Source organism: Novosphingobium indicum (assembly GCF_014645195.1).
GTDB lineage: Bacteria > Pseudomonadota > Alphaproteobacteria > Sphingomonadales > Sphingomonadaceae > Novosphingobium > Novosphingobium indicum.
Genome location: NZ_BMLK01000031.1, coordinates 16,842 through 37,759, shown reverse-complemented (window position 1 = coordinate 37,759; position 20,918 = coordinate 16,842). Strand labels below are relative to the sequence as shown.

Genomic DNA, 20,918 nt, shown 5'->3' with positions numbered 1-20,918 from the left:
CGCAATGCTGCCAAGGGGTCCCTTTTGCGCGCCGATAGGGGGTCCCGATTGGACGCCGATTGACACTTTTCGACTGTTTGGCATGGAAATTATCGGCGTGCCGCTTTGTACGTCGCGCCCCACATCGCCTACGCGCAAGCGCACAACTTGCGCGAACCGCGCGCCGGTCCCCGCCATGACAGTCACAAGTCGGAACAAATCGCCTTCCCAGTCCTGTTCGCTGTCAATTTCACGCGCCGCGCGAATCAATGCCCCAACCTCGCCATCGCTTAGAATTTGGTTTTCTCGGGCGGTGCTGTCGCTATCGCCCAGCCTTTTTGACTTAAGACCCCGCTTGATAATGCCCGGCAACGCTCCAGGAAGAGCTTCGCCGTGCCGCTCAACAGCTGCGTTTAGCGCTGCCCGAAAATCATTCGACAGCCGGCGCAACGCAGTTTCGCTTAGCCCACCGCAGTCGGCCCGCCAGTCAGTCAAATTTCGCACAGTCAGGTCATAGAGAGGGATTTGTGCAATCGGGGCAGCTGCGACTTCATCACGTCTTCCGCGAGCGGGTCGCCCAATAACATAGCGCTCCAATCGCCGCGCTGCGTCCGACCGCATTGGCCGCCCTGCCCGCTTGCTATCTTCGGCGTCGCGCTCAGCAATATATGTTTCGACTGCCAATCGAACTGTCACCACTGGCCCGGCGGCTTCAGCTTCTGCCCTTCTCCGCACCTCTACAACTTTTTCTCGGGCCGCCTTCACAGCTTCGCCGTAAGCCAGCGTTCCTTCGGCAATATGGTCGTCGGCCGTACCGATTTTCTCTTGCCGGTAGCCAGCCCCCGCGCGCCAGCGGACAAGCCACACTCCACCGCGCTTACCTTTCCGATACCCCAAATGCACTTCTGGATCGACGCCCCTCCAATGAACGCCAGCTGCCAATCCGGCGCGTGCGTTTCTTGTGGTTAACGGGGCCTCTTTTAAGGTCTTCGCCATGCGACGCTTCTCCAAACTTGTCTAATATGCGTCAAATATACCTAGGCGTGCAGCCACATACAACCAGACGCAAACGACAATACAAATACCGGTTTTCTGCGGTGTTTAAACGCCATTCGTCCTGAGGTAACGCATTTTTACTACGCCCTCTCACGGCTGAAACACGGGTTCGAGTCCCGTAGGGGTCACCACTGTTTTCAGTCGGTTGCCGCTTTCTCCTCGCAAACGGTCACAAGATTTTTCCGCAAGCGCTGAACCGCTTGCGCAAGAATGCTTGCCAGCAGCTGCCGTAACCAGCCCAAATCTCTTGACGGAATCGCCGCTCCTCCTACTTTGTTCTACAAAGAAGCAAGGGATGCCTCATGTCGGACGTCGACCGAGCGATTGCCCAGATCGCAGATATTCGCGCACAGCTCGCCGTAAGCACACGCTTCAGCGGATATGCCCCGGCCGCCGTCGGCGGGATCGGCGTGCTGTCGGTACTGATCACCTTGTTACAGCTGGGCTTGCCCGGCCGTTTCGCGGCCAATGACAGGCAGTTCATCATCATCTGGGGCCTATTGCTCGCGTCGGGCTTCCTGCTGATCGGTTTCGAAGCCGTCGTGCGGACACTACGCGATAACGACGACATGGCGCGGCACATGCTGCTTTCCGCCACCCGCATCGTCGTGCCCAGCTTTCTGGTTTCGGCAGTCGTACCGGTTGCGATCCTGGAATATTCGCCGGAAGCGGCGTGGATCGTGCCCGGAATCTGGCAGATGGTCATGGCTCTGGTGGCTTTCGCAGCCTTTCCCTCAATGCCGCGCAAGATCGTCTGGCCCGGCTTGTGGTTCCTTTTATGCGGGATGGCAGGCATTTTCCTCGCCGGCCATATTGGCGGTCTCACCCCGCTCTTGGTAGGCGGACCTTTCATCGTCGGGCACTTCGCCATTGCCTGGGTTCTATCTGATCGGGAGACTTTCCCTCGTGCCTGATATGGATCGCAATACGCCGTTCGCTTTCGACGGTCTGGACCGTGTGTTTCACGAGCGTGCCCGCCTCGGCATCGTGACGTCACTGGCCGGGCAGCCCGAAGGCCTCTCGTTCTCCTCGCTCAAGAGCCTGTGCGGCCTGACCGACGGCAACCTCAATCGCCACCTTGCCGTGCTCGAGGAAGCCGGACACGTCGAAATCGAGAAGGGTTACGACGGCAAGCGCCCGCAGACCCGCTGCCGCCTGACCGGCCGCGGTCGCGCTGCCTTTGCCGCCTATCTCGAAGCGCTCGAAGGCGTGCTGCAGAAGGCCAATCAGGCGGCCGGCAGCGAAACCGTCATGCGGTCTTGGAAGGAACGGCCCGCGTAGACGTTTTGCCATGCCCATTTACTTTGCAATGCAAACCTAATTAAGATGAGTTCACAGCCGAGCCCCAAAATGGGCCCCGCCGGAAGTTCAGGAGAGACTGCATGAGCGCCCCTTTCGCCACCACCGAACGCCTTCCCGAAAGCGTTCCGTCCGAGCTTGTCTGGGATCACGACTTCGACACCTTCACTCTGGAAGGCGACGATCCTTTCATTTCGATCGCGCGCCTGCACGACGGACCGCCGGTCATCTGGGGCACCGAGGCCAACTTCAAGCGGCCTGGCTGGATTCTCACGCGCGACGACGTGATCCGCGAGGCCTTCATCGACTACGAGCATTTCTCGTCGGAACGACCGGGCATGATCGCGGACATGCTGGGCGAGCCGGTACTGCTCAACCCGATCGAGATCGATCCCCCGCGCCATCACCAGTACCGCAAGATCCTCAATCCCTTTTTCACGCCTGCCGCGATCCGCGGCTATGACGAGCCGGTCCGCCAGATCTGTCGGGAACTGATCGCCAAGTTCCGCAACCGGGGCGAGTGCGAGTTCGTCGATGAATTCGCCGTGCCTTTCCCGTCCTACGTCTTCCTCGATCTCATGGACATGCCGCGCGACTTGCTGGACCAGTTCATGGGCTGGCAGGACGAGCTGATGCGCGCCAGCGATCCCATGGTGCGCGTCGCCGCCGCCCGGTCGATCTACGGCTACCTCAAGCAGCACATGGAGGCCCAGCAGGCCAATCCGACCACGGACCTGCTCAAGGGCATCGTCAGCGGTCAGGTCGAGGACCGGCCGATGAACTTCTACGAGATGATGGGCATGTTCTACGTGCTCTATGTCGGCGGTCTCGACACGGTCTATTCGACGATCGGCTGGATCATGCAGCACCTCGCCACGCATCCCGAACTGCAGCAGCGACTGCGCGAGAATCCCGATCTGCTGCCGCAGGCCATCGAGGAGTTCTCGCGCGCCTATTCGGTAGTCATTACCCACCGCGCCGTGACCAAGGACTTCGTGTTCCATGGCGTGCCGATGAAAAAGGGCGACGAGGTCAACCTGCCGATCATGCTCGCTAACCGCGATCCCGAAGTCTACGACGATCCACACACCGTCGATATCGGCCGCAAGCCGCGACACATCGCGTTCGGCACCGGCACGCACAACTGCGTGGGCATCAACCTCGCCAAGCGCGAGATGCGCATCGTCGTCGAGGAATTCCTCAAGGCCTTCGACAACATCCGCATCAAGCCGGGCGAGACGCCGCGCTATCACACCGGCCGCACTTTCGGGCTCGACTACCTCCCGCTGACGTGGGGCTGAGCCATGACTGACGGTCCGGAGCAGATGTTCCGCATGGACGGCCAGGTGGCCGTCGTCACCGGTGCCGGGGCGGGCCTCGGCCGGGCGATCTCCACCATGCTGGCTGCGGCCGGCATGGCGGTTGTCGCGGTCGATCTCTCGCAGGAAGCCGCCGAAGCGACGGTCGCGCTGATCACCAAGGCCGGTGGCCGGGCAGCAGCTGTAGACATCGACATCGGTGCCGATGGCGGCGGCGACAAGGCAGTGGAAGCGGCCGTGGACCAGTTCGGCCGCATCGACGTACTGGTGAACAACGCCGGGATCTACCGGCCGGGCGGCAAGCTGCCCGATCTCGACTGGGACCTGTTCGAACGCACCTTGGCCGTCAATCTTTTCGGGCCGCTGCGCAGCATGATCGAGGCCGGCAAGCAGATGGAACCGGGCGGCCGGATCATCAACATTTCCTCGATGGAATCGCTGCGCCCCAGCGGCCCGGGCATCGCCAACTACAGCGCGACGAAAGCGGCGCTCAATGCGCTGACGCGCCAGGCCGCCGTGGACTTCGCGCCGCTCGGCATTCGCGTGAATGCGGTCCTGCCGGGGCTGATCCATACTGAAGGGACTTCAGCCAGTCCTTCGCAGCTCTTCGAGATGATCGCGGCCCGCGCGCCGAGCCGCCGCATCGGCGAGCCGCAGGACATTGCCGGTGCGGTGCTGTTTCTGGCGAGCGAGGCATCATCCTACATCAACGGCCACTGCCTGGTGGTCGACGGCGGCGTCACGATCAGCGGCTGACCATCCGCAGGCCCACCACAACGATACCAAAGGGGAGAGGAACCATGAGTGAATCCAACGAAGACCTGCTGCGCCGCTTTCTCGGCTACTGGGCCACGCGCGACCGCGACGCGATGGTGGCCTGTTTCGCCGAGGACGGCGTCTATGACAATGTCCCGGAGAAGAAGCCGATGGCCGGCCATGAAGCGATCGGCGCCTGGCTGGACATGTGCTTCCAGCACCTCACCCGCATCGACGTGGAAGTGCTCAACATCGCCGTGAACGGTGAATGGGTACTGTGCGAGCGGCTCGACGACCATGTCGTCGGCGAAAAGCACATGCCGCTCCCGGGGATGGGCGCGATCCGCATCGTCGATGGCAAGATCGTGATGTTCCGCGACTACTACGACCGCAAGACCGTGGCCGAACTGGGCATGGGCTGAGCCGGCATTCGGGCAGGCCCTGCTGAAGGGACCAGCAAGCCGCCCTATAGCCTTGCAGTGCAAAGCCCGTAGAGACGAACCCTAGTCAAAAGGTTTTCCCGGCAGACACGAAAAAGGGGAGCGCAGCGGCTCCCCTTCTCCTTTTCCGTAGCTGACCGCAATCAGTCGATCGGCGGAACCGGCTGCGGCGGAACGTCGGGATCTTCCTCGTGGATCTCGATCTTGCCGAGCCCCACGTGGCTCTTGCGCCGACCGTAGGCGAAATAAACCAGCAGGCCGATCCCGCCCCATATCGGCAGCACCAGCATGGCTTCGATGGGCAAGTTGAAGAACAGCGCGACGCAGCCCAGCGCTGCGACCGGCGCGATGATCCACACGATCGGCGTCCGGAAAGGACGCATGCGCTTCGGATCCCGCACACGCAGGACCAGCACCGCGATCGCGACCATGAAGAACGCGAAGAGCGTGCCCGAGTTCGAAATGTCGGCGAGCTGGCCTACCGGCAGCAGCGCGGCGGCAATGGCCACGAAGACGCCGGTCAGCATCGTGACGATGTGCGGCGTCTTCCACTTCGGGTGCACGGTCGCCAGCTTCTCGGGAAGCAGGCCGTCGCGCGCCATGACGAAGAAGATACGGGTCTGGCCGTAGAGCATCATCAGAATGACCGAAGGCAGCGCGAGATTGGCGGCAAGGCCGATCAGGTCACCCGCCCAGGTGTAGTTGATGGCGCGCAGGACGTGGGCCAGCGCCTCCCTCGAGCACACCAGCGGCTCCTGCCCCTGCTGTGCAAGCGCGGCACACTGGGCTGCGAATTCGGGCGAACCCGGCTGTACGCCGATTGCGGTCGGCTGCGCGCCGATGGCACCGATGGCACCAGCGGCTACGAACAAGTAGAAGATGGTGCAGATCGCAAGGCTGCCGATCAGGCCGATGGGCACGTTGCGCTGCGGGTTCTTGGTTTCCTCCGCCGCAGTGGAGACCGCGTCGAACCCGACGTAGGCGAAGAAGATCGAGGCCGCGGCACCGACGATGCCCATGCCGCTGGTGCCCGGAGGGCCGAACCAGCCGTTCGGCGCGAAGGGAGCGAAGTGCTCACCGTTCATCACCGGCAGTGCCAGCGCGATGAACATCGTCAGCGCCGTGACTTTGACGGCCACGAGGATCGCGTTGAACGTCGCGCTTTCCTTGGTTCCGATCATCAGCAGGGCGGTCACCGAGAGCGCCACGACAATGGCCGGGACGTTGATGATGCCGGTGCTGAAATCGACGCCGGAGAGAGACCATGTCGGCCCTGCGGCCAGCATGGCTGGTAACTCGAACCCCGTCCAACTCTTCAGCAGCCCCATGAAGTAGCCCGACCAACCCACCGAAACGGCGGATGCGGCCACGGCATATTCGAGGATGAGCGCCCAGCCGACCATCCAGGCGAGAAGCTCGCCGACGACGGCATAAGTGTAAGTATAAGCGGAACCGGAAACCGGCACCATCGAGGCCAGTTCCGAATAGCAAAGTGCAGCCACCGCGCAGACGAAGCCGGCAATGACGAAGCTCCACATCATGCCCGGCCCGGCCTTTTGCGCCGCGGCCGCCGTAAGCACGAAAATACCCGTGCCGATGATCGCGCCGACGCCGAGAAGCGTCAGATGCACCGGCCCAAGCGAGCGGTGTAGAGATTTCTTTTCAGCCGTGGCCAGAATGGCATCAAGCGGCTTAATGCGTCCGAACATGCGTGGACCCCCGGATTTTTTTGATCGCGCGACGCTAACGACATGCAACCGCTTGGCAAGAGCGAAGAACGGGGCGCTCCCCAGCTTTGCAGAATTTCCCCGCAGTGGCTAAGACGCCGCCATGTCCACGACCTTTCAGCTCGACACCGCGACCAGTCGCGCCAATCCCACCCCGGCCCCGATGAAGCGCCTGACCGTACCCGCGATCCAGCGGCGAAAGTTCGAGGGCAAGACGGAGGAGCCGCTGGTCATGCTGACGGCCTATACCGCCCGTCAGGCGCAGTTACTCGACCAGCACTGCGACATGCTTCTCGTGGGGGACTCGCTCGGTCAGGTGATCTACGGCCTGCCCTCGACGCTGCAGGTCACGCTCGACATGATGATCGCGCATGGCGCCGCTGTCGTGCGTGGTAGCTACCATTCGGTCGTCATCGTCGACATGCCTTTCGGCTCTTATGAAGCCAGCCCGCAGCAGGCCTTCGAATCCGCGAGCCGGGTCATGTCCGAAACCGGATGCGCCGCCGTAAAGCTCGAGGGCGGGCAGGCTATGGCTGAAACCATTGCCTTCCTAAGCCAGCGCGGCATTCCGGTGATGGCGCACGTGGGCCTCACCCCGCAGGCCGTTAACGCGCTGGGCGGTTACGGTGCGCGCGGACGCAGCCAAGAAGAGCATGCCAAGATCATCGCCGATGGACAGGCCGTCGCCGATGCCGGCGCCTTTGCAGTCGTTGTCGAAGGCGTCGTCGAGCCGATCGCCGTCGCTCTCACGCAGAGCGTGGAAATCCCCGTTATCGGCATCGGTGCGTCCGCCCAGTGCGACGGGCAAGTGCTGGTTACCGACGACATGCTCGGCATGTTCGAGCGTGTGCCGCGCTTCGTGAAGAAGTACGGCGACATTGCCGGGATGATCTCGGAAACCGCGGCTACATATGCCGAGGAAGTGCGCGCGCGCACGTTCCCCGGGATCGAGCAGACCTACCAGCCGAAGAACAAGTAGGCGCCCGATGGACGGTGCGGTTCAACCGTGCCGTTTGTCCTTCAGTTCCCGCCGGGCCTGCGCGATCAACGGGGTATTGCCGACCATAGCCTGCGCCTTGTCGAGCAGAGCGCGAGCCTCGGCGGTCTGGATACCCATCGCAGCATAGCTGAAGCCGAGCGCCTGCGTGGCGGAAGGGTTCGCGCGCTGCATGCGATAGGCCGATTGCGCGGTGGAGCGGGCCGCTATCAGATCGCCCTCGCCCACTTCGATCAGCGCAAGGTTCGTAAGCAGTTCGATGTCGCGCCCATCGCCGTTGTCGCGCAGCCACGTGAGGATCGCGCGAGCCCGGAAGGAATCGCCCATGCCGATGGCCAGCGCTGCCGCCGCGCGCAGAGCCGGGCGGCTGGTGGGGTTCTGGCGAAGATATCCCTCCACGAGCTCCTGACTTCCCCGGATATCGCCCGCCATCGCGTAGGCGGCAAACCGGCGCTTGAACAGGCTCTCGGGCATCCGGATTTCGGCCGCGGCGGCATAATGTTCCTGCGCGGCAGCGGGATGTCCCAATGCCAGCTGTACGTCGCCGGCCAGCGCCTGATTGTCGTAGAAACCTGGATCGCTGCGCCGGGCCGCCTCGGCGTTCGCTTCAGCCGCTCCTCCCTGCCCGTGTGCCAGCAGCTCGCCGATGCGTCCCTGTGCGGGCAGAATGCGCAGCGAAGCCGGCTGCGGCGCTGCAGCCCGGTCGAGCAACTCTCCCGCGCGCTTGCGGTCCCCCAGCGCCTCGTAGCTGCGCGCAACAACCGTCAGGAGGTAGGGCGAGGCCTCGTTGCGCGCGATATCGTCGGTAAAGCGCAGCGTCGCATAGCGGTACTGGCCGCCAAGGTAGATGGCGCGCGCCAGCAGGGCCTTGGCATGCTGACTGCTCGGTCTGGCACGCAGCACATCCTCGAGGGCCTCTGAAGCGATTTCGTAGTTGCCCGCGGCAATCTCCAGCACACCGCGTAGCATCTGGAAGCCGGGCTTGGCGTCGAGCGCGTCGCCCGTCCGCATGAGCAAGGCGCGGGAGAGTTTATAATCTCCCGCCCGCGCCGCGATCACGGCCTGAATGTAATAGGCTTCGGGGTTCTTGGGGCTCAGTTCGAGCACCCGGCGCGTCACCGTCACCGCCTCGCTGGCACGGCCGAGTTCCCCGAGCGTCGCCGCGTAGTCCAGCAGGACGGAAACATCTTTGGCATCGTGGGTCAGCGCCTGTTCGAACCATGGCAGCGCTGCCAGCAGCCCGTAGCGATCGCGCACGAGCTGCCCCCGGAACTGGAGCGCCCGCACGTTGGCAGGGTCGAGCGCGAGCGCGTGCTGGGCTGCCTCGATCGCCAGACGATGTTCCCCGCCCGAATAGCGCAAGCGGCCGACCTCGACCCATAGCGAGGCATCATCGGGAATGAGCTTGAGCGCCTTGTCGTAGGCGCGGCCCGATGCCGGCAGGTTGCCCTGGAGCCGCTCGAGCAACCCCAGCGCGCGCCAGCCCTGCGCAGCGGTATCCGGTGAAAAGTCCCCGGGAACCAGCCATTCGCGGGCCTTGTCGAAGTTTTCCTGCTCCAGATAGGCCTTGCCCATCCACGCCGCGACATCCTGACGCTGCGCGCCCTTTGCCAGCGCCGCACGCAGCTTCATCTCGCTATCGATCCCATCACCGCGCGTGAGCGCAGCGCGCGCCGCATCGATCAGCGCCTCGCTTTGCGGACGCTCGCCCAGCCCAGGACTGGAAGAAAGCGCAAGCGGCATAACCAGAACGGCCAGCGCGAACGCCAGCCGCCCTCCGCTCTTGCGCCTGCTCCCGCCAGAGGCGGGGTCAGGGTTGGAGATCGTACTGCTTGAGCAGGTCATAGAGAGTGGGCCGGCTGATCCCCAGCATCTTGGCAGTGCTGGAAATGTTGCCTTCGCTGCGGGCCAGCGCGTGGCGGATCACCTTGCGGTCCGCCCGTTCGCGCGCGGTCTTCAGGTTGAGCGCATTGATCACCTGTTCGTCGGGATCGGCGAGATCGAGGTCGACGGCATGGATCAGTTTTTCGTCGGCCATGATGACCGCGCGCTTCACGCGGTTTTCCAGCTCGCGCACATTACCCGGCCAGGGCCAGGCATCGATGGCAGCCAGCGCATCGGAAGCAAAGCCGCGAACGCGCGGGTTCATTTCCTTGGCGTAACGGTTGAGGAAGGCCTTGGCGAGCAGCGTGGCATCGCCCGGCCGCTCGGCCAGACTTGGAATCTTAACCACGATTTCCGCCAGGCGATAAAAGAGGTCCTCGCGGAAGCGGCCATCGGCGATCATCGCCTCGAGGTCCTGATGGGTAGCGCAGACGATGCGCGTATCCACCGGAATGGACTCGCGCGAGCCGATACGCTCGATCACGCGTTCCTGCAGGAACCGCAGCAGCTTCACCTGAAGCTGGAGCGGGATATCGCCCACTTCGTCGAGGAACAGCGTGCCGCCGGCGGCCTGTTCGATCTTGCCCTGCGTGGTCTTCACCGCCCCAGTGAAGGCTCCCTTCTCGTGCCCGAACAGCTCGCTCTCGAGCAGGTTTTCGGGAATCGCGGCGCAGTTGATCGCCACGAACTCGCCATCGGCACGGTCGCTGGCGTCGTGGAGCCCACGCGCGAGCAATTCCTTGCCCGTGCCGCTGGCGCCGAGCAGCATGACCGAGACATTGGTATTGGCAACGCGCTCGATCGTGCGGGCGACTCGCACCATTTCGGGCGCGGCGGTAATCAGGCGGCCAAGGACCTTCTCGTCCTTTTCCACCTTGGAAGCGAGGTTGCGGTTCTCGTGCTCCAGCCTGTTGAGCTGCAGCGCCCGGCGCACGATCAGGCCCAGAGCGTCGATGTCGACGGGCTTCTGGTAGAAGTCGTAGGCGCCGCGCGCGATGGCTTGCAGCGCGGATTCGCGGGCGCCGTGGCCGCTGGCGACGATGACCTTGGTATCGGGTTTGAGCGCCATGATCTCGTCGAGCACGGCAAAGCCCTCGGTCACGCCGTCAGGATCGGGCGGCAGGCCCAGATCGAGCGTGACGACATCGGGCATTTCCGCGCGCAGCGTCGCCAGTGCCGTGGCACGGTCACCCGCCACCAGCACGTCGAAATCCTCATAGGCCCACTTGAGCTGGGCCTGGAGACCGGCGTCGTCCTCCACGACGAGGAGTTTGGGTCGGGTCTCTGTCATCACGCCACCTTCTGATCCTGGCTGGACATGTTCTGATAAACGTCGGTTGCCGCGGCGAGCGGCACGTAGACTATGAAGCGCGAGCCCAGCCCTTCGCGCGATTCCACGTCGAGCCGGCCGCGCATGGCGCGCACCAGTTCGCGTGCTTCGAATGCGCCGATGCCGAAGCCGCCGCTCTTGGTCGAAACGAAGGGCTTGAAGAGCCGGTTACGCACGAAGTCGGCGCTCATCCCGCAGCCGGAATCGAGCACTTCGAAGCGGGCATGAAGCCCCTCGACCGTCAGCGAGAGAAACACCGGGCTTTCCGGTTCGCTGGCATCGAGCGCGTTCTGGACGAGATGCACCAGCACCTGCTCCAGCGAATGGCGGTTTCCGGTTATCGCGACTTCGCGTTTCTCCGCCAGCACCACCTGCGGATTGCTGCGGAAACGGTCCATCACCGTTTCCAGCACGTCCGTCGCGGGAAGCTGTTCGAGCTTGTCCACCGCGCCGTTGCCGTAGCGCGACAGGCGCGCGATCAGCGCGTTGAGCTTTTCCGATGAGTTGCGCAGGGTCACCAGCATGTCGGCGCGGAACGCGGGCTTGTCGGCATGGAGTTCGGCATTGCGCGCAAGCAGGCTGAACTGGCTGGCGAGGTTCTTGATGTCGTGCATCACAAAGGCGATGCGACGGTGGAAGTCCTCGAACCGGCTCGACTCCGCCAGCGCTTCCTGGCTGGCGTTTTCGGAGAGATAGCTGGCGACCTGCTGCCCGATCACGCGCAGGAGGTCGAAGTCTTCCCAGTCGAACTTGCGTGCCAGTTGCGCACGGTCGAGCACGACCATGCCCACTAGCCGTTCGTAGTGAACCAGCGGGATCAGCGCCCATGCGCGGTTGTCGTCCAGAAGCCAGCGCGGCACTTCGAGATCGCTGCTGTTCGCCGCGGTTCCGGCACGCGTATCGTCAAGATCGGCGATGAATCCGGTGCGTTCGAAGAAAGCCAGGGCGCGCAGAGGAAAGGCGACGGCAGGCACTTCGATCTCGGGCCAGTTCCATCGGGCAGCGAGCGTCAGATCGCCCTGGTCGCCCGGCGTCAGCAGCAGGCCTCCGGGGCTTTCGAAGACGTCGGCAATCGACTGTACGACGCGCTCGCCAAGCGGTTGCGACGTCTGTCCTCTACTACCGATGGTCCGCGTGAAGCGCAGCCATTCCTCGCGGTAGTCGTAGCGATGCTGAAAGAAATGCTTGGCAAGGATGACCTTGAGCCAGCCGCGCAGCGAGCGTGATGGCAGCACGACCAGAGCGACAGCGCTGGCCAGCGTGAGGAAGGCCAGCTCGATCAGCCGTGCGAAGTTACCGCCCGCATAGGAAAGCCACTGCGCTACCGCGACCATGGCCACCAGATAGAAGCCGATCACCAGCAGCGAGAACGTCTGGAACGTCACCGCCCGCGAGGGGCGAAGCTTCAGTGCGTCGCGGTTGCCTGCGGTCGCCATCGCGAAGCATGCCGTGAGGACCATGGCGGCAAGGCCGCGGAACGCCGCGATCTCGACCGGCCAGCGCGCGGCAAGATAGGCGATGGTGTAAAGATTGAGGTCGAAAGCCCAGAGAACCGCGAGCCCCGTCGCCGGCCACCGCAGTTCGCCCCGAACCTCCCGCGGGGCGCCCGCATAGAGGTTGTGAACCAGCACCAGTCCTCCGACCGTCACCAGCAGGCGGAACATGACGTTGAATTCGAAGGCCACCCGCCCGACGCTGCTGTCGAAAGCAACCCTCGACAGGCCGAAATCGACGCCCAGATGCAGCAGTTCGACGAAGGCCAACGCCAGCAAGACCGGCCGTATCGGCGCAACCGTGGCATGCCGCCCGTCACTGGCAAACAGGCGATAGATCACCATGAGCCACGCAAGATTGCGCGCGCTCTCGGCGACCGAGGAAACGAAAACGCCCGAGGCCGAAGCGACGGCGAGGCACCAGGCGGCGGTGATGAAGAGCGCGGAAACGATCCACACCCCGGCGTTGCCGAAGCGGTCGAGCCGCGGCCAGAGCCATATCGCCAGAGTGGCCAGCGCGATGGCGCCGGTCAGATCGAACGCCAGTCCTATAGTGCCCCAGAAACCAGCGACCATCACCGGGCCCCCTCACTCCAGAGCACGACCCGGATGGTCTGCAGAATGATCAGGAAATCCAGGAACGGAGTGTAGTTCTTGGCGTAGTAGAGGTCGTATTCGAGCTTGTTTCGCGAATCCGTGATCGAGGCGCCGTAGGGGTAATTGATCTGCGCCCAGCCGGTGATCCCCGGCTTCACCATGTGCCGTTCGGCATAATAGGGAAGCTGATCTTCGAGATCGGACACGAATTCCGGCCGTTCCGGACGCGGACCGACAAAACTCATCTTGCCCTTGAGGACAGTCCATGCCTGCGGCAGTTCGTCGATACGGACCTTGCGAATGAACTTGCCGACGCGCGTGACGCGGGGATCGTCCTTTTCCGCCCACTTGGCACCGGCCGCTTCAGCATCGGTCCGCATCGACCGCAGCTTGATGACGTCGAAGTGCTCACCGAACAGCCCAACGCGCGACTGACGGTAGAAGGCCGGCCCCTTGCTGTCGATCTTCACCAGCAGCGCGAATAGCAGGATCACGGGCGCGGTGATGAGGAGCAGCAAGGCGCTGACAACAATATCGAACAGCCGCTTGGCAGCACTCGAAATCGCGCGGCCTGACGAAAAGCCGTCGGAGAAGATCAGCCAGCTCGGGTTGACCGTATCGAGATCGACGCGGCCCGTCTCGCGTTCGAGGAAACTCGAAAACTCGTTCACGTGAACGCCGGCCGTCTTGATGCGCAGCAGGTCCTTGAGCGGAAGGGCGTTACGCCGTTCTTCCAGCGCCAGCACGACCTCGCTGACACCGAGATTTTCCACGAACCGGGTGAGATTGGGAATCGCCGAGCGCGGAATCGCCTCTTCCACGACCGGCCTTGCCTCGCTCATGCTGATGTAGCCGACGACTACGAAGCCGCTCTCAGGACGGTCACCAAGTTCGCGAAGGCGTTCCCCGCGTGCACCCGCCCCCAGCACCAGCACGCGCCGGCGGAAGGCGGAGGTCCCCAGAAATCCACTGAGCAGCAGGCGATTGAGGATCAACAGAACGATTGCGAAGGCCATCGAATAGGCCAGCGTCGAACGCCAGAAGTTCTGCGAACCGCCCAGAAAGTCGAAGAAGGACAGCGCAATGATGCCGAGCGAAATCGCCACCAGTAGCCGTGCGGCGGCAAAGCGCATCGAACGCAGCGATTCGGATCCGTATACGCCGACCGCTATCATGCACAGGACGATCACGGCGGCGAAAGCACCATGCATCCCCATTCGGTCGCTCGGATATCCGGGGTTCATGCCGATCTGCTCGGCGCGCAACCGCCACGACATCTCGTTGGCGCCCACCAGCAAAAGCACGTCCACCAGCCAAAGCAGGATCACCGCATGCGGAATGTAATGTTTAAACAGACGAATCATCGTCGCGTGAAGCCATCCTCGGGCCAGTTGCAGCGCTCGTCCTCGTGACTACGGCAAAGGCGTAAAATGTCGGTAAAGCTGACAGCGACCTGGGAAAAATCGCCATTTGACGCGTAAACGGGCCGGTTTTCCGGTGCTCGGGCGTCGGCAGACTTTACAGCAGGCCTGCCCCGAACGCCGCGAAGCGGGGCATCGCCCCCGAGTCGGTCCTAAACAGGATGGTAACCATGGCGCGGTGAAGATGGATTAACCGTTGCCGGGTATATGCTGGTCGGCATGTCACGGATTTCCAAAGCCCGGAAGGACGCAAAGTCCACGCAGACCAAGATGTACACGCACTTCGCAGCGGTGACGCTCGTCGTGACATTGCTGATTGCGTTATTCGCGGAAGGCGAAAACCCCGCTGCATCGGCTGAGGAGACCGCCAAGGCCGAGCAGAACCAGCCGGATCAGGTGGATCTCGCCGTTCAGGGCAAGGATACCAACAAGATCCGGATCGCCTCGAACACCAAGGTCGTCGGATCGTTCGGGCCGGACACCGGCGGCTCTCACAGCTACAGCGGAAGTAGCAGCTCCAGCAGCGGCCTGGGCGATTTCACCTATAGCGCGCGCCAGGCTGCAGGCTCGATCGGCAGCATTTCAGGTGTCGCCCTGCCCGCAAACATGACTCCCGAAAAGTGGAACGAACTCATCGAAAAGCGCCGCAAGGGCGAAGAGCTCGACCAGGAACGCGCGCAGGACATTGAAGAGATGCTCGCGCTGTCCCGCCAGCGCGCCGGAGCCGCCACGGCTCCGGGCGAAGGCGACATGGGATACTGAGCCGGCCTAGTTGGCCATAAGGCGCAGCGCGGTTAGCGTCAGTGCCTGTGATCCGGCCCCGATCACCTTGTCGGCCTCGGGCGCCCAGAACGGGCTGTGGAGCGAGGGTAGCGGCGCCCCTCCGGACTTGGCGGCGGCGATCTTGTCCATCGGCGAACCGCCCACCCAGAAGATAACCGACTTGATGTTATCCTCGTCGGCGCGGCGGAATTCACCGAAATCCTCGCCGCCCATGACCGAAGGCGTGATCTGCGCGCGCTGATTGCCCATCTTCGTCTGGAGGTAATCGATCGCCTCCTGCGTGAACTCGGGCGAATTGTAAGTCGAGCGCGTATAGGGATCCTCGACCGTCACTTCGGGCATCAGATTGTCGGGAATACCCGATGCAATCGCTTCGCCCTTCACGATCCGCTTGATGCCGTTGAGCAGTTTCGCGCGTGTTTCATCCGAATAGCTGCGCACCGTCAGTTCCAGCTTGGCGTGGTCGGAAATGATGTTGTGCTTGGTCCCGGCGTGGAACGACCCGACCGTCACGACGACCGGGTCCTGCGGATCGATCTCGCGGCTGGCGAGCGTCTGCAGCTTCATCACGATGGCACTGGCCAGCACGATCGGGTCTTTGGTCGCCTGCGGGTAGGCGCCGTGACCGCCGACGCCCTTCACCAAAATATCGACACTGTCGACATTGGCGAGCGCCCAACCCTTGGCCGCTCCGACGACGCCGGAGGGAAGCTCGGGCGTATCGTGGAACGCCAGCGTGTAATCAGGCTTGGGAAAGCGCGTGTAGAGACCGTCGTTGAGCATTTCGACAGCGCCGAGCCCGATCTCCTCGGCTGGCTGCCCGACCATGAACAGCGTTCCCGACCATTCATCCTTGCGCGCGGCCATGAGCCGGGCGGTTTCGATCCACGCGGTCATGTGCGTGTCGTGTCCGCACGCGTGCATGATCCCGCTCTCGACGCCCGCAGTCGAGACACCGAGCTGCTTGGAAGCAAAGGGCAGGCCCGTCTGCTCGGTCACCGGCAGGCCGTCCATGTCCGCACGGATCAGGACCGTAGGCCCTTCACCGTTCTTCATAACGGCGACGATGCCCGTCTTGCCGACCTTCTCGGTCACTTCGAAACCGGCATCGCGCGCGGCCCTGGCCATGATCGCGGCGCTGCGGGTTTCCTGAAAGCTCAGTTCGGGATGGGAATGCAGATCCCGATAGATGTCCATCAGCCCGGGCATGTCCGAGGCGATAGCATCGCCCACGGTCTCGGCGCTGGCGGTTGCGGGAACGACGACGATGGCGGCAGCGACCGCAAACGGAAAAATTTTCATGAAAGTCAGGCTATGGCGACGCCGCAGTGCGCGCAAGCCATGAAACGCGTGGTGCCCCTGGCCCGACTCGAACGGGCACGTCTTGCGACAAACGATTTTGAGTCGTTCGCGTCTACCATTCCGCCACAGGGGCACGGAAGCGCGGGCGGACGCTTAGCCGCGCCTCAACCTGCATTCAAGAGACAGTTGGTGCCGGCACGACGATTGTGGCGAGTCTGCAAAGGCAGCCGGGTCAAAAATCCCAGTCCATCCCCACGTGGAGCAACCGGGACTTCATTGCGCCCTTGCCCGAACCGTAGGTGCCCACTTCGAAACGTGGACCGTCTGCGGACGACTGGTAGCGCCAGCGGATCTTGATCTTTTCCTGCTCCGGCGCCTCGACTTCCCGGACCGTATCGAGGCGCTGCAGCAATTCCGGTCGCTTCAGATCGCCGCGAACCGCGGGCTGCAGGTTGAACAGGCTGGAAGATTGCGCCCCCAGGGCAAGCGCTCCGGTTACCGGCTCCAATTGAACGGCCTGAGCCATCCCCGGATGCGGCATTAACGCGGCCCCGGAGCCTGCAGCGATGGAGAGGAAGCACCTGATGTCCATGCCGGAGTCAATCGCTCCGGCAAGAGAAAGTGCCGCGTCAGTTGGATGGCACTTCGGGGACACCCGTCAAAATCACGCCCAGGCGTTGCCTGAGCGCGACTAACCGAACCAAGGTCAGGCCTTGAGCGCGTTCACCAGGATCTTGTGTAGGCGCGTGTGCAGCGCATCGTTGCCCGCCAGGATCTCGCTGTCGTGATAGGGCAGCGAACGGCCCTTCCAGTCAGAAACGAACCCGCCGGCTTCGCGCACGAGCAGACAGCCGGCAGCCGTATCCCACGGCTTGAGGTCGGCTTCCCAAAAGCCCTCGTATCGGCCAGCGGCGACCCATGCGAGGTCCAGTGCGGCCGAACCGAAGCGGCGGATACCCGCAACCTGCGGCGCCAGAGCGTGATAGATCTTGGTCCACTCGCCGGCGTCGCCGTGACCGGCGAACGGAATGCCGGTGGCGATCAGGCTCTCGTCGAGATGACGGCGCGAGGACACGCGCAGACGGCGGTCCTGCAGCCAGGCGCCGCGCGCCTTTTCCGCCCAGAAGCTCTCGTCGGTGATCGGCTGGTAAACCAGACCGGCAATCACGTCGCCCCAGCCCCTCCCGTCGAGACGCGGCTCCTGCACCGCGATGGAGATCGCGAAGTGCGGCATGCCGTGCAGGAAGTTGGTGGTGCCATCGAGCGGATCGACGATGAAGCGCGGCTTGTCCGGGTCACCCTCGATCTCGCCGCCTTCCTCGAACAGAAAGCCCCAGTCCGGGCGGGCTGCGCGCAGCTCGTCCCAGAGGGTGCGTTCCGAAGCCTGATCGGCCTTGGACACGAAGTCCGAGGGGCCCTTGCGACTTACCTGAAGGTGCTCGATTTCGCCAAAGTCGCGGCGCAAACGACCGCCCGCCTTGCGGGCAGCCTTTTCCATGACACGAATGAGACCGGAAATTGCGGCCATGACCTGTTCTCTACTCCTGGGACCGGCCTGAGGCCGGGCGTTTTCAGCGGCCCTTGGCCGCGTTGTCAGATGCTGCTGCCTGGGGATTGTAGCCGCAGATGCGGACCATCACGCCCAGGAGCTCGGCGGGATTGTCCTTGTGGATCTTCCCGGGGTTCTCGGCGATCACCTTGTCCATCGACTCCGTGATCTTGCCGAGCGAATTGTTGTAGAGGCACCCCACAAGGGCGCCCTTGACCGGCTGCTCGACCTTTTCGGACTGCAGACCGCTGATCAGAACCTTGAGGTAGAGCATCGCGTCGTTCACCTCGGCCTGGCTCTGCGTGCCCTTGGCCGGCGCAGCCGCAAGCGCGCTGCCGCTACCGAGGACAAGGCCCATGCCCAGCACGGCCGAAGTGGTGAGTTTCGCAATATTCCGCATCAATCTGCCTTTCTGACGTATGTCTTTTCGTACACGTCGACAACGATGCGGGTTCCGCTTTCAATGTGCGGCGGAACCATGACTCGCACGCCGTTGTCGAGTACGGCGGGCTTGTAGCTGGAGGAAGCTGTCTGTCCCTTGACTACGGCGTCTGCCTCCACGATCGTCGCTTCGACCTGTTCGGGCAGCTGCACCGAGATGGGGCGTTCTTCCCACATTTCCAGCAGAACCTGCATGCCGTCCTGAAGGAAGGCCGCGGCATCGCCGAGCAGGTCGGCGGGAAGCTGGATCTGCTCGAAAGTGTCGGTGTCCATGAACACCAGCATGTCGCCTTCGACGTAGAGGTACTGGAAGTCCTTGGTGTCGAGGCGTACCTTTTCGATCGTGTCGGCGCTGCGGAAGCGCACGTTGGTCTTGCGGCCGTCGATCAGGTTCTTCATCTCGACCTGCATGTAGGCACCGCCCTTGCCGGGCTGGGTGTGCTGCGTCTTGGCGACCTTCCAGATGCCCTTTTCGTATTCGAGAATGTTGCCGGGACGAATGTCGACGCCGCTGATCTTCATGGTTCTTGCCTTCGGTGGGAAAGAGCTGGTGGTTCGGCCGGATATCCGTTTTGCCGGAGACCGACCTTGAAAGCCTGCGCCCTTAGACGACACGAGCGGGCATGGCAATTGCTTCGCGCCGGTGCTAGCGGATGGCCATGATGCCCGCTCTCGCGTCTCGCCCCGCCCTCGCCGCCGCCATCCTGCTGGGAACCGCGCTGCCCGCAGTCGCTGCCTGCACGGCAAGCGACACACCCCCTCCCCCGGTTCCGGGTGGACGCATCCACACGCTGGCGATCGGCCAGTACAGCTGCGAGATGCCCGGCGACGCCACCGGCCCTGCCGGCCAGCCGGTGCCGGAATACGACTTTCGGGTGGTCAATGCCTCCAGCTACAAGGCCGGCGGCCTGCGCGGCAGCTACCTTTACACCGGCAGCCGCGTGGTCATGACCGGCGGCAAGCTCAAGGGCCTGACGCTCCACCGGATTTCCGAGGGTTTCCTGCGCGAAATCAACCCGGATGGCACCGACGGCCCGATGCGCTGCGTGCTGATTTCCCGAAAGTAATTCCCCTGCTAGAGCGCTGATCGCTGCGGCGGTTTGCACCCTGCGAGCGTTGGACCTAGCCCTTTGCCGAAATCGATCGGGAGTGGGTCATGGATTTCCATCTGCGCGACAAGGTCGCCATTGTCACCGGCGCAACGGCCAATATCGGCCGGGCCGTAGCGCTCGATTTGTCCGCCGAAGGCGCCAAGGTCGTCGCCGTTGGACGTGATGCGGAAGCCGGCGCCAGACTGGTCGCAGACTGCAAGGACTGCGGCGCCGGCGAAGCCATTTTCATCGCGGCCGACATGCTCGATCCCGCTTCCCCCGCAAAGATCCTCGAAGCCGCCGAAGCGCTCGGCCCGGTGGAAGTGCTGGTGAACAACATCGGCGGCAACGTCGATCAGGGTTTCTTCGTCGATTCCGATCCCGCCAAGTGGATGGCCGACATCGACCTCAACTTCGGCACCGTGCTGCGCATGACGCACGCCGTGCTGCCCGGCATGGTCGAACGCAAATCGGGCGCCATCGTCAATGTCGGCTCCACCGCAGCGCTCGTGGGCGACTACATGCTGCCGGTCTATTCTGCCGCCAAGGGAGCCGTGCACAGCTTCACCATCGTGCTCGCCAAGGAAGTCGGGCAGCACGGTGTCCGCGTGAATGCCGTCGCCCCTTACGCGACGATTCCCACCGATCCGGCCCAGCTGAGCAAGGGCAGCCGCTTCAACCCCGAGAACGGCATGTTCTCGAAGGGCGCCGCCAGCGTGAGGGAGGAAGACCGCGCCATCCGCCAACGCCGCACTTTCGTGGGCAAGCCGTTCGCCTCGTCCGACGAGATTTCGGGGCTCATCACTTTCCTCGCCTCCAACCGGGCGAGCTTTATCACCGGGCAGGTCTATCCCGTCGACGGGGGCGCCCTTCTTTAGGCATTCAGACGGAGAGGAATTCATGGCCATCGACGAAAAGGCGCTGCAGCAGGTCATCGACAAGGACGCGATACGGGACCTCGTCCTGCTCTATTCGCGTGCCATCGACCGGCAGGACATCGACTTGCTCAAGGACCTCTACACCGAGGATGCGACCGACAGCCACGGCGACAGCTTCGACGGTTCGGCGGAGGACTACTGCAAGTTCATCGCCGGATCGTTTCCCTACATGCCCTATTCCGGCCATCACGTGTGCAACCACCTGATCGCCGTCGACGGCGACGAAGCGAGCGGCGAGGTCTATGCGCTGGCCTATCACCTCATTCCCACCCGCGAAGGCGGCCAGGAAGAGGACTTCATGGCGGTGCGCTACATCGACAACTATCGCCGCTGCGCCGACGGGAAATGGCGCTTTTCCAAGCGCGTCGTAACCTACGATTTCAAGCTGCGCCGTCCCTTCGACGGCGGCGGTACATTGGGCCAGGGCGAAAAGGATCCGAGCTACGCGGTCTGCACAAACCGCCTTTTCCAGCGCGGTGCGCGCGCCTGACTTCTCTCCGGCGCCCCAGAATTCGC

Annotated in this window: 21 protein-coding genes and 1 tRNA gene; 10 read left to right on the top strand and 12 right to left on the bottom strand. The window is 63.4% G+C overall.

The features are described from left to right. On the bottom strand, positions 1-975 hold a 975-nt coding region (locus tag IEX64_RS21365; RefSeq protein ID WP_188823087.1), incomplete at its 3' end, for a site-specific integrase. Between the two features lie 362 nt (positions 976-1,337). On the opposite strand from IEX64_RS21365, the gene IEX64_RS21360 reads away from it, so the two are divergent. The 5 genes from IEX64_RS21360 to IEX64_RS21340 all read left to right on the top strand — a co-directional run bounded on the left by IEX64_RS21360 (position 1,338) and on the right by IEX64_RS21340 (position 4,831). Continuing rightward, complete coding sequence (locus IEX64_RS21360; protein WP_188823084.1) at positions 1,338-1,949, top strand: hypothetical protein; 612 nt, start codon at positions 1,338-1,340, stop codon at positions 1,947-1,949. A gap of 1 nt (position 1,950) precedes the next feature. Next, a complete protein-coding gene (locus IEX64_RS21355; protein WP_188823095.1) occupies positions 1,951-2,316 on the top strand; it encodes a winged helix-turn-helix domain-containing protein in 366 nt (121 codons plus the stop codon). A 101-nt stretch (positions 2,317-2,417) separates the two neighbouring features. After that, positions 2,418-3,635 carry a cytochrome P450 gene (locus IEX64_RS21350; protein WP_188823082.1) on the top strand — a complete coding sequence of 406 codons (1,218 nt, stop codon included), beginning with the start codon at positions 2,418-2,420 and terminating at the stop codon, positions 3,633-3,635. 3 nt (positions 3,636-3,638) lie between these two features. Then, the gene (locus IEX64_RS21345; RefSeq protein ID WP_188823080.1) at positions 3,639-4,409 is read left to right on the top strand and encodes an SDR family NAD(P)-dependent oxidoreductase; all 771 of its coding nucleotides are present in this window, start codon (positions 3,639-3,641) and stop codon (positions 4,407-4,409) included. A gap of 44 nt (positions 4,410-4,453) precedes the next feature. Continuing rightward, a complete protein-coding gene (locus IEX64_RS21340; RefSeq protein WP_188823078.1) occupies positions 4,454-4,831 on the top strand; it encodes a nuclear transport factor 2 family protein in 378 nt (125 codons plus the stop codon). A 161-nt stretch (positions 4,832-4,992) separates the two neighbouring features. On the opposite strand, the gene IEX64_RS21335 is transcribed toward IEX64_RS21340, so the two are convergent. Further along, positions 4,993-6,558, bottom strand: a complete 1,566-nt coding sequence (locus IEX64_RS21335; protein WP_188823075.1) for an amino acid permease — start codon at positions 6,556-6,558, stop codon at positions 4,993-4,995. A 121-nt stretch (positions 6,559-6,679) separates the two neighbouring features. Between IEX64_RS21335 and panB the strand changes: the two genes are divergently transcribed. Next, positions 6,680-7,555 carry a 3-methyl-2-oxobutanoate hydroxymethyltransferase gene (panB, locus tag IEX64_RS21330; protein WP_188823073.1) on the top strand — a complete coding sequence of 292 codons (876 nt, stop codon included), beginning with the start codon at positions 6,680-6,682 and terminating at the stop codon, positions 7,553-7,555. A 21-nt stretch (positions 7,556-7,576) separates the two neighbouring features. Here panB and IEX64_RS21325 read toward each other — a convergent pair whose 3' ends face one another. Genes IEX64_RS21325 through IEX64_RS21310 form a run of 4 tightly spaced genes read right to left on the bottom strand, consistent with a single transcriptional unit; the run spans position 7,577 to position 14,241 of the window. After that, complete coding sequence (locus tag IEX64_RS21325; RefSeq protein ID WP_229710628.1) at positions 7,577-9,418, bottom strand: tetratricopeptide repeat protein; 1,842 nt, start codon at positions 9,416-9,418, stop codon at positions 7,577-7,579. Next, positions 9,384-10,748 carry a PEP-CTERM-box response regulator transcription factor gene (gene prsR, locus IEX64_RS21320; RefSeq protein WP_188823071.1) on the bottom strand — a complete coding sequence of 455 codons (1,365 nt, stop codon included), beginning with the start codon at positions 10,746-10,748 and terminating at the stop codon, positions 9,384-9,386. Before prsR ends, IEX64_RS21325 begins: the two co-directional genes overlap by 35 nt. Beyond that, positions 10,748-12,856 (bottom strand): XrtA/PEP-CTERM system histidine kinase PrsK, encoded by a 2,109-nt coding sequence (gene prsK, locus IEX64_RS21315; protein WP_188823069.1) that lies wholly within the window; start codon positions 12,854-12,856, stop codon positions 10,748-10,750. Before prsK ends, prsR begins: the two co-directional genes overlap by 1 nt. After that, the gene (locus tag IEX64_RS21310; RefSeq protein WP_188823067.1) at positions 12,856-14,241 is read right to left on the bottom strand and encodes a TIGR03013 family XrtA/PEP-CTERM system glycosyltransferase; all 1,386 of its coding nucleotides are present in this window, start codon (positions 14,239-14,241) and stop codon (positions 12,856-12,858) included. The genes prsK and IEX64_RS21310 overlap by 1 nt, the downstream gene beginning before the upstream one ends. A 276-nt stretch (positions 14,242-14,517) precedes the next feature. Between IEX64_RS21310 and IEX64_RS21305 the strand changes: the two genes are divergently transcribed. Beyond that, positions 14,518-15,060 (top strand): hypothetical protein, encoded by a 543-nt coding sequence (locus IEX64_RS21305; protein ID WP_188823065.1) that lies wholly within the window; start codon positions 14,518-14,520, stop codon positions 15,058-15,060. Between the two features lie 6 nt (positions 15,061-15,066). Here IEX64_RS21305 and IEX64_RS21300 read toward each other — a convergent pair whose 3' ends face one another. From IEX64_RS21300 to efp, 6 genes are all read right to left on the bottom strand, one after another. Then, the gene (locus tag IEX64_RS21300; RefSeq protein ID WP_188823062.1) at positions 15,067-16,383 is read right to left on the bottom strand and encodes an amidohydrolase; all 1,317 of its coding nucleotides are present in this window, start codon (positions 16,381-16,383) and stop codon (positions 15,067-15,069) included. A gap of 49 nt (positions 16,384-16,432) precedes the next feature. Next, positions 16,433-16,516: transfer RNA gene (locus IEX64_RS21295), tRNA-Leu, on the bottom strand. 99 nt (positions 16,517-16,615) lie between these two features. After that, positions 16,616-16,909, bottom strand: a complete 294-nt coding sequence (locus tag IEX64_RS21290; RefSeq protein WP_188823060.1) for a hypothetical protein — start codon at positions 16,907-16,909, stop codon at positions 16,616-16,618. A 180-nt stretch (positions 16,910-17,089) separates the two neighbouring features. Next, complete coding sequence (locus tag IEX64_RS21285) at positions 17,090-17,911, bottom strand: inositol monophosphatase family protein (protein ID WP_188823059.1); 822 nt, start codon at positions 17,909-17,911, stop codon at positions 17,090-17,092. A gap of 43 nt (positions 17,912-17,954) precedes the next feature. After that, a complete protein-coding gene (locus IEX64_RS21280) occupies positions 17,955-18,332 on the bottom strand; it encodes a hypothetical protein (RefSeq protein ID WP_188823056.1) in 378 nt (125 codons plus the stop codon). Further along, positions 18,332-18,895 (bottom strand): elongation factor P, encoded by a 564-nt coding sequence (efp, locus tag IEX64_RS21275; protein ID WP_188823054.1) that lies wholly within the window; start codon positions 18,893-18,895, stop codon positions 18,332-18,334. The genes IEX64_RS21280 and efp overlap by 1 nt, the downstream gene beginning before the upstream one ends. 137 nt (positions 18,896-19,032) lie before the next feature. On the opposite strand from efp, the gene IEX64_RS21270 reads away from it, so the two are divergent. The 3 genes from IEX64_RS21270 to IEX64_RS21260 all read left to right on the top strand — a co-directional run bounded on the left by IEX64_RS21270 (position 19,033) and on the right by IEX64_RS21260 (position 20,892). Beyond that, on the top strand, positions 19,033-19,440 hold the full coding sequence (locus IEX64_RS21270) for a hypothetical protein (protein ID WP_229710627.1): 408 nt from the start codon (positions 19,033-19,035) through the stop codon (positions 19,438-19,440). 89 nt (positions 19,441-19,529) lie between these two features. After that, positions 19,530-20,342, top strand: coding sequence for an SDR family NAD(P)-dependent oxidoreductase (locus tag IEX64_RS21265; RefSeq protein WP_188823052.1), 813 nt, complete (start codon positions 19,530-19,532; stop codon positions 20,340-20,342). Positions 20,343-20,364: 22 nt separating this feature from the next. After that, the gene (locus IEX64_RS21260) at positions 20,365-20,892 is read left to right on the top strand and encodes a nuclear transport factor 2 family protein (protein ID WP_188823050.1); all 528 of its coding nucleotides are present in this window, start codon (positions 20,365-20,367) and stop codon (positions 20,890-20,892) included. The last annotated feature ends 26 nt before the right edge of the window (positions 20,893-20,918 follow it).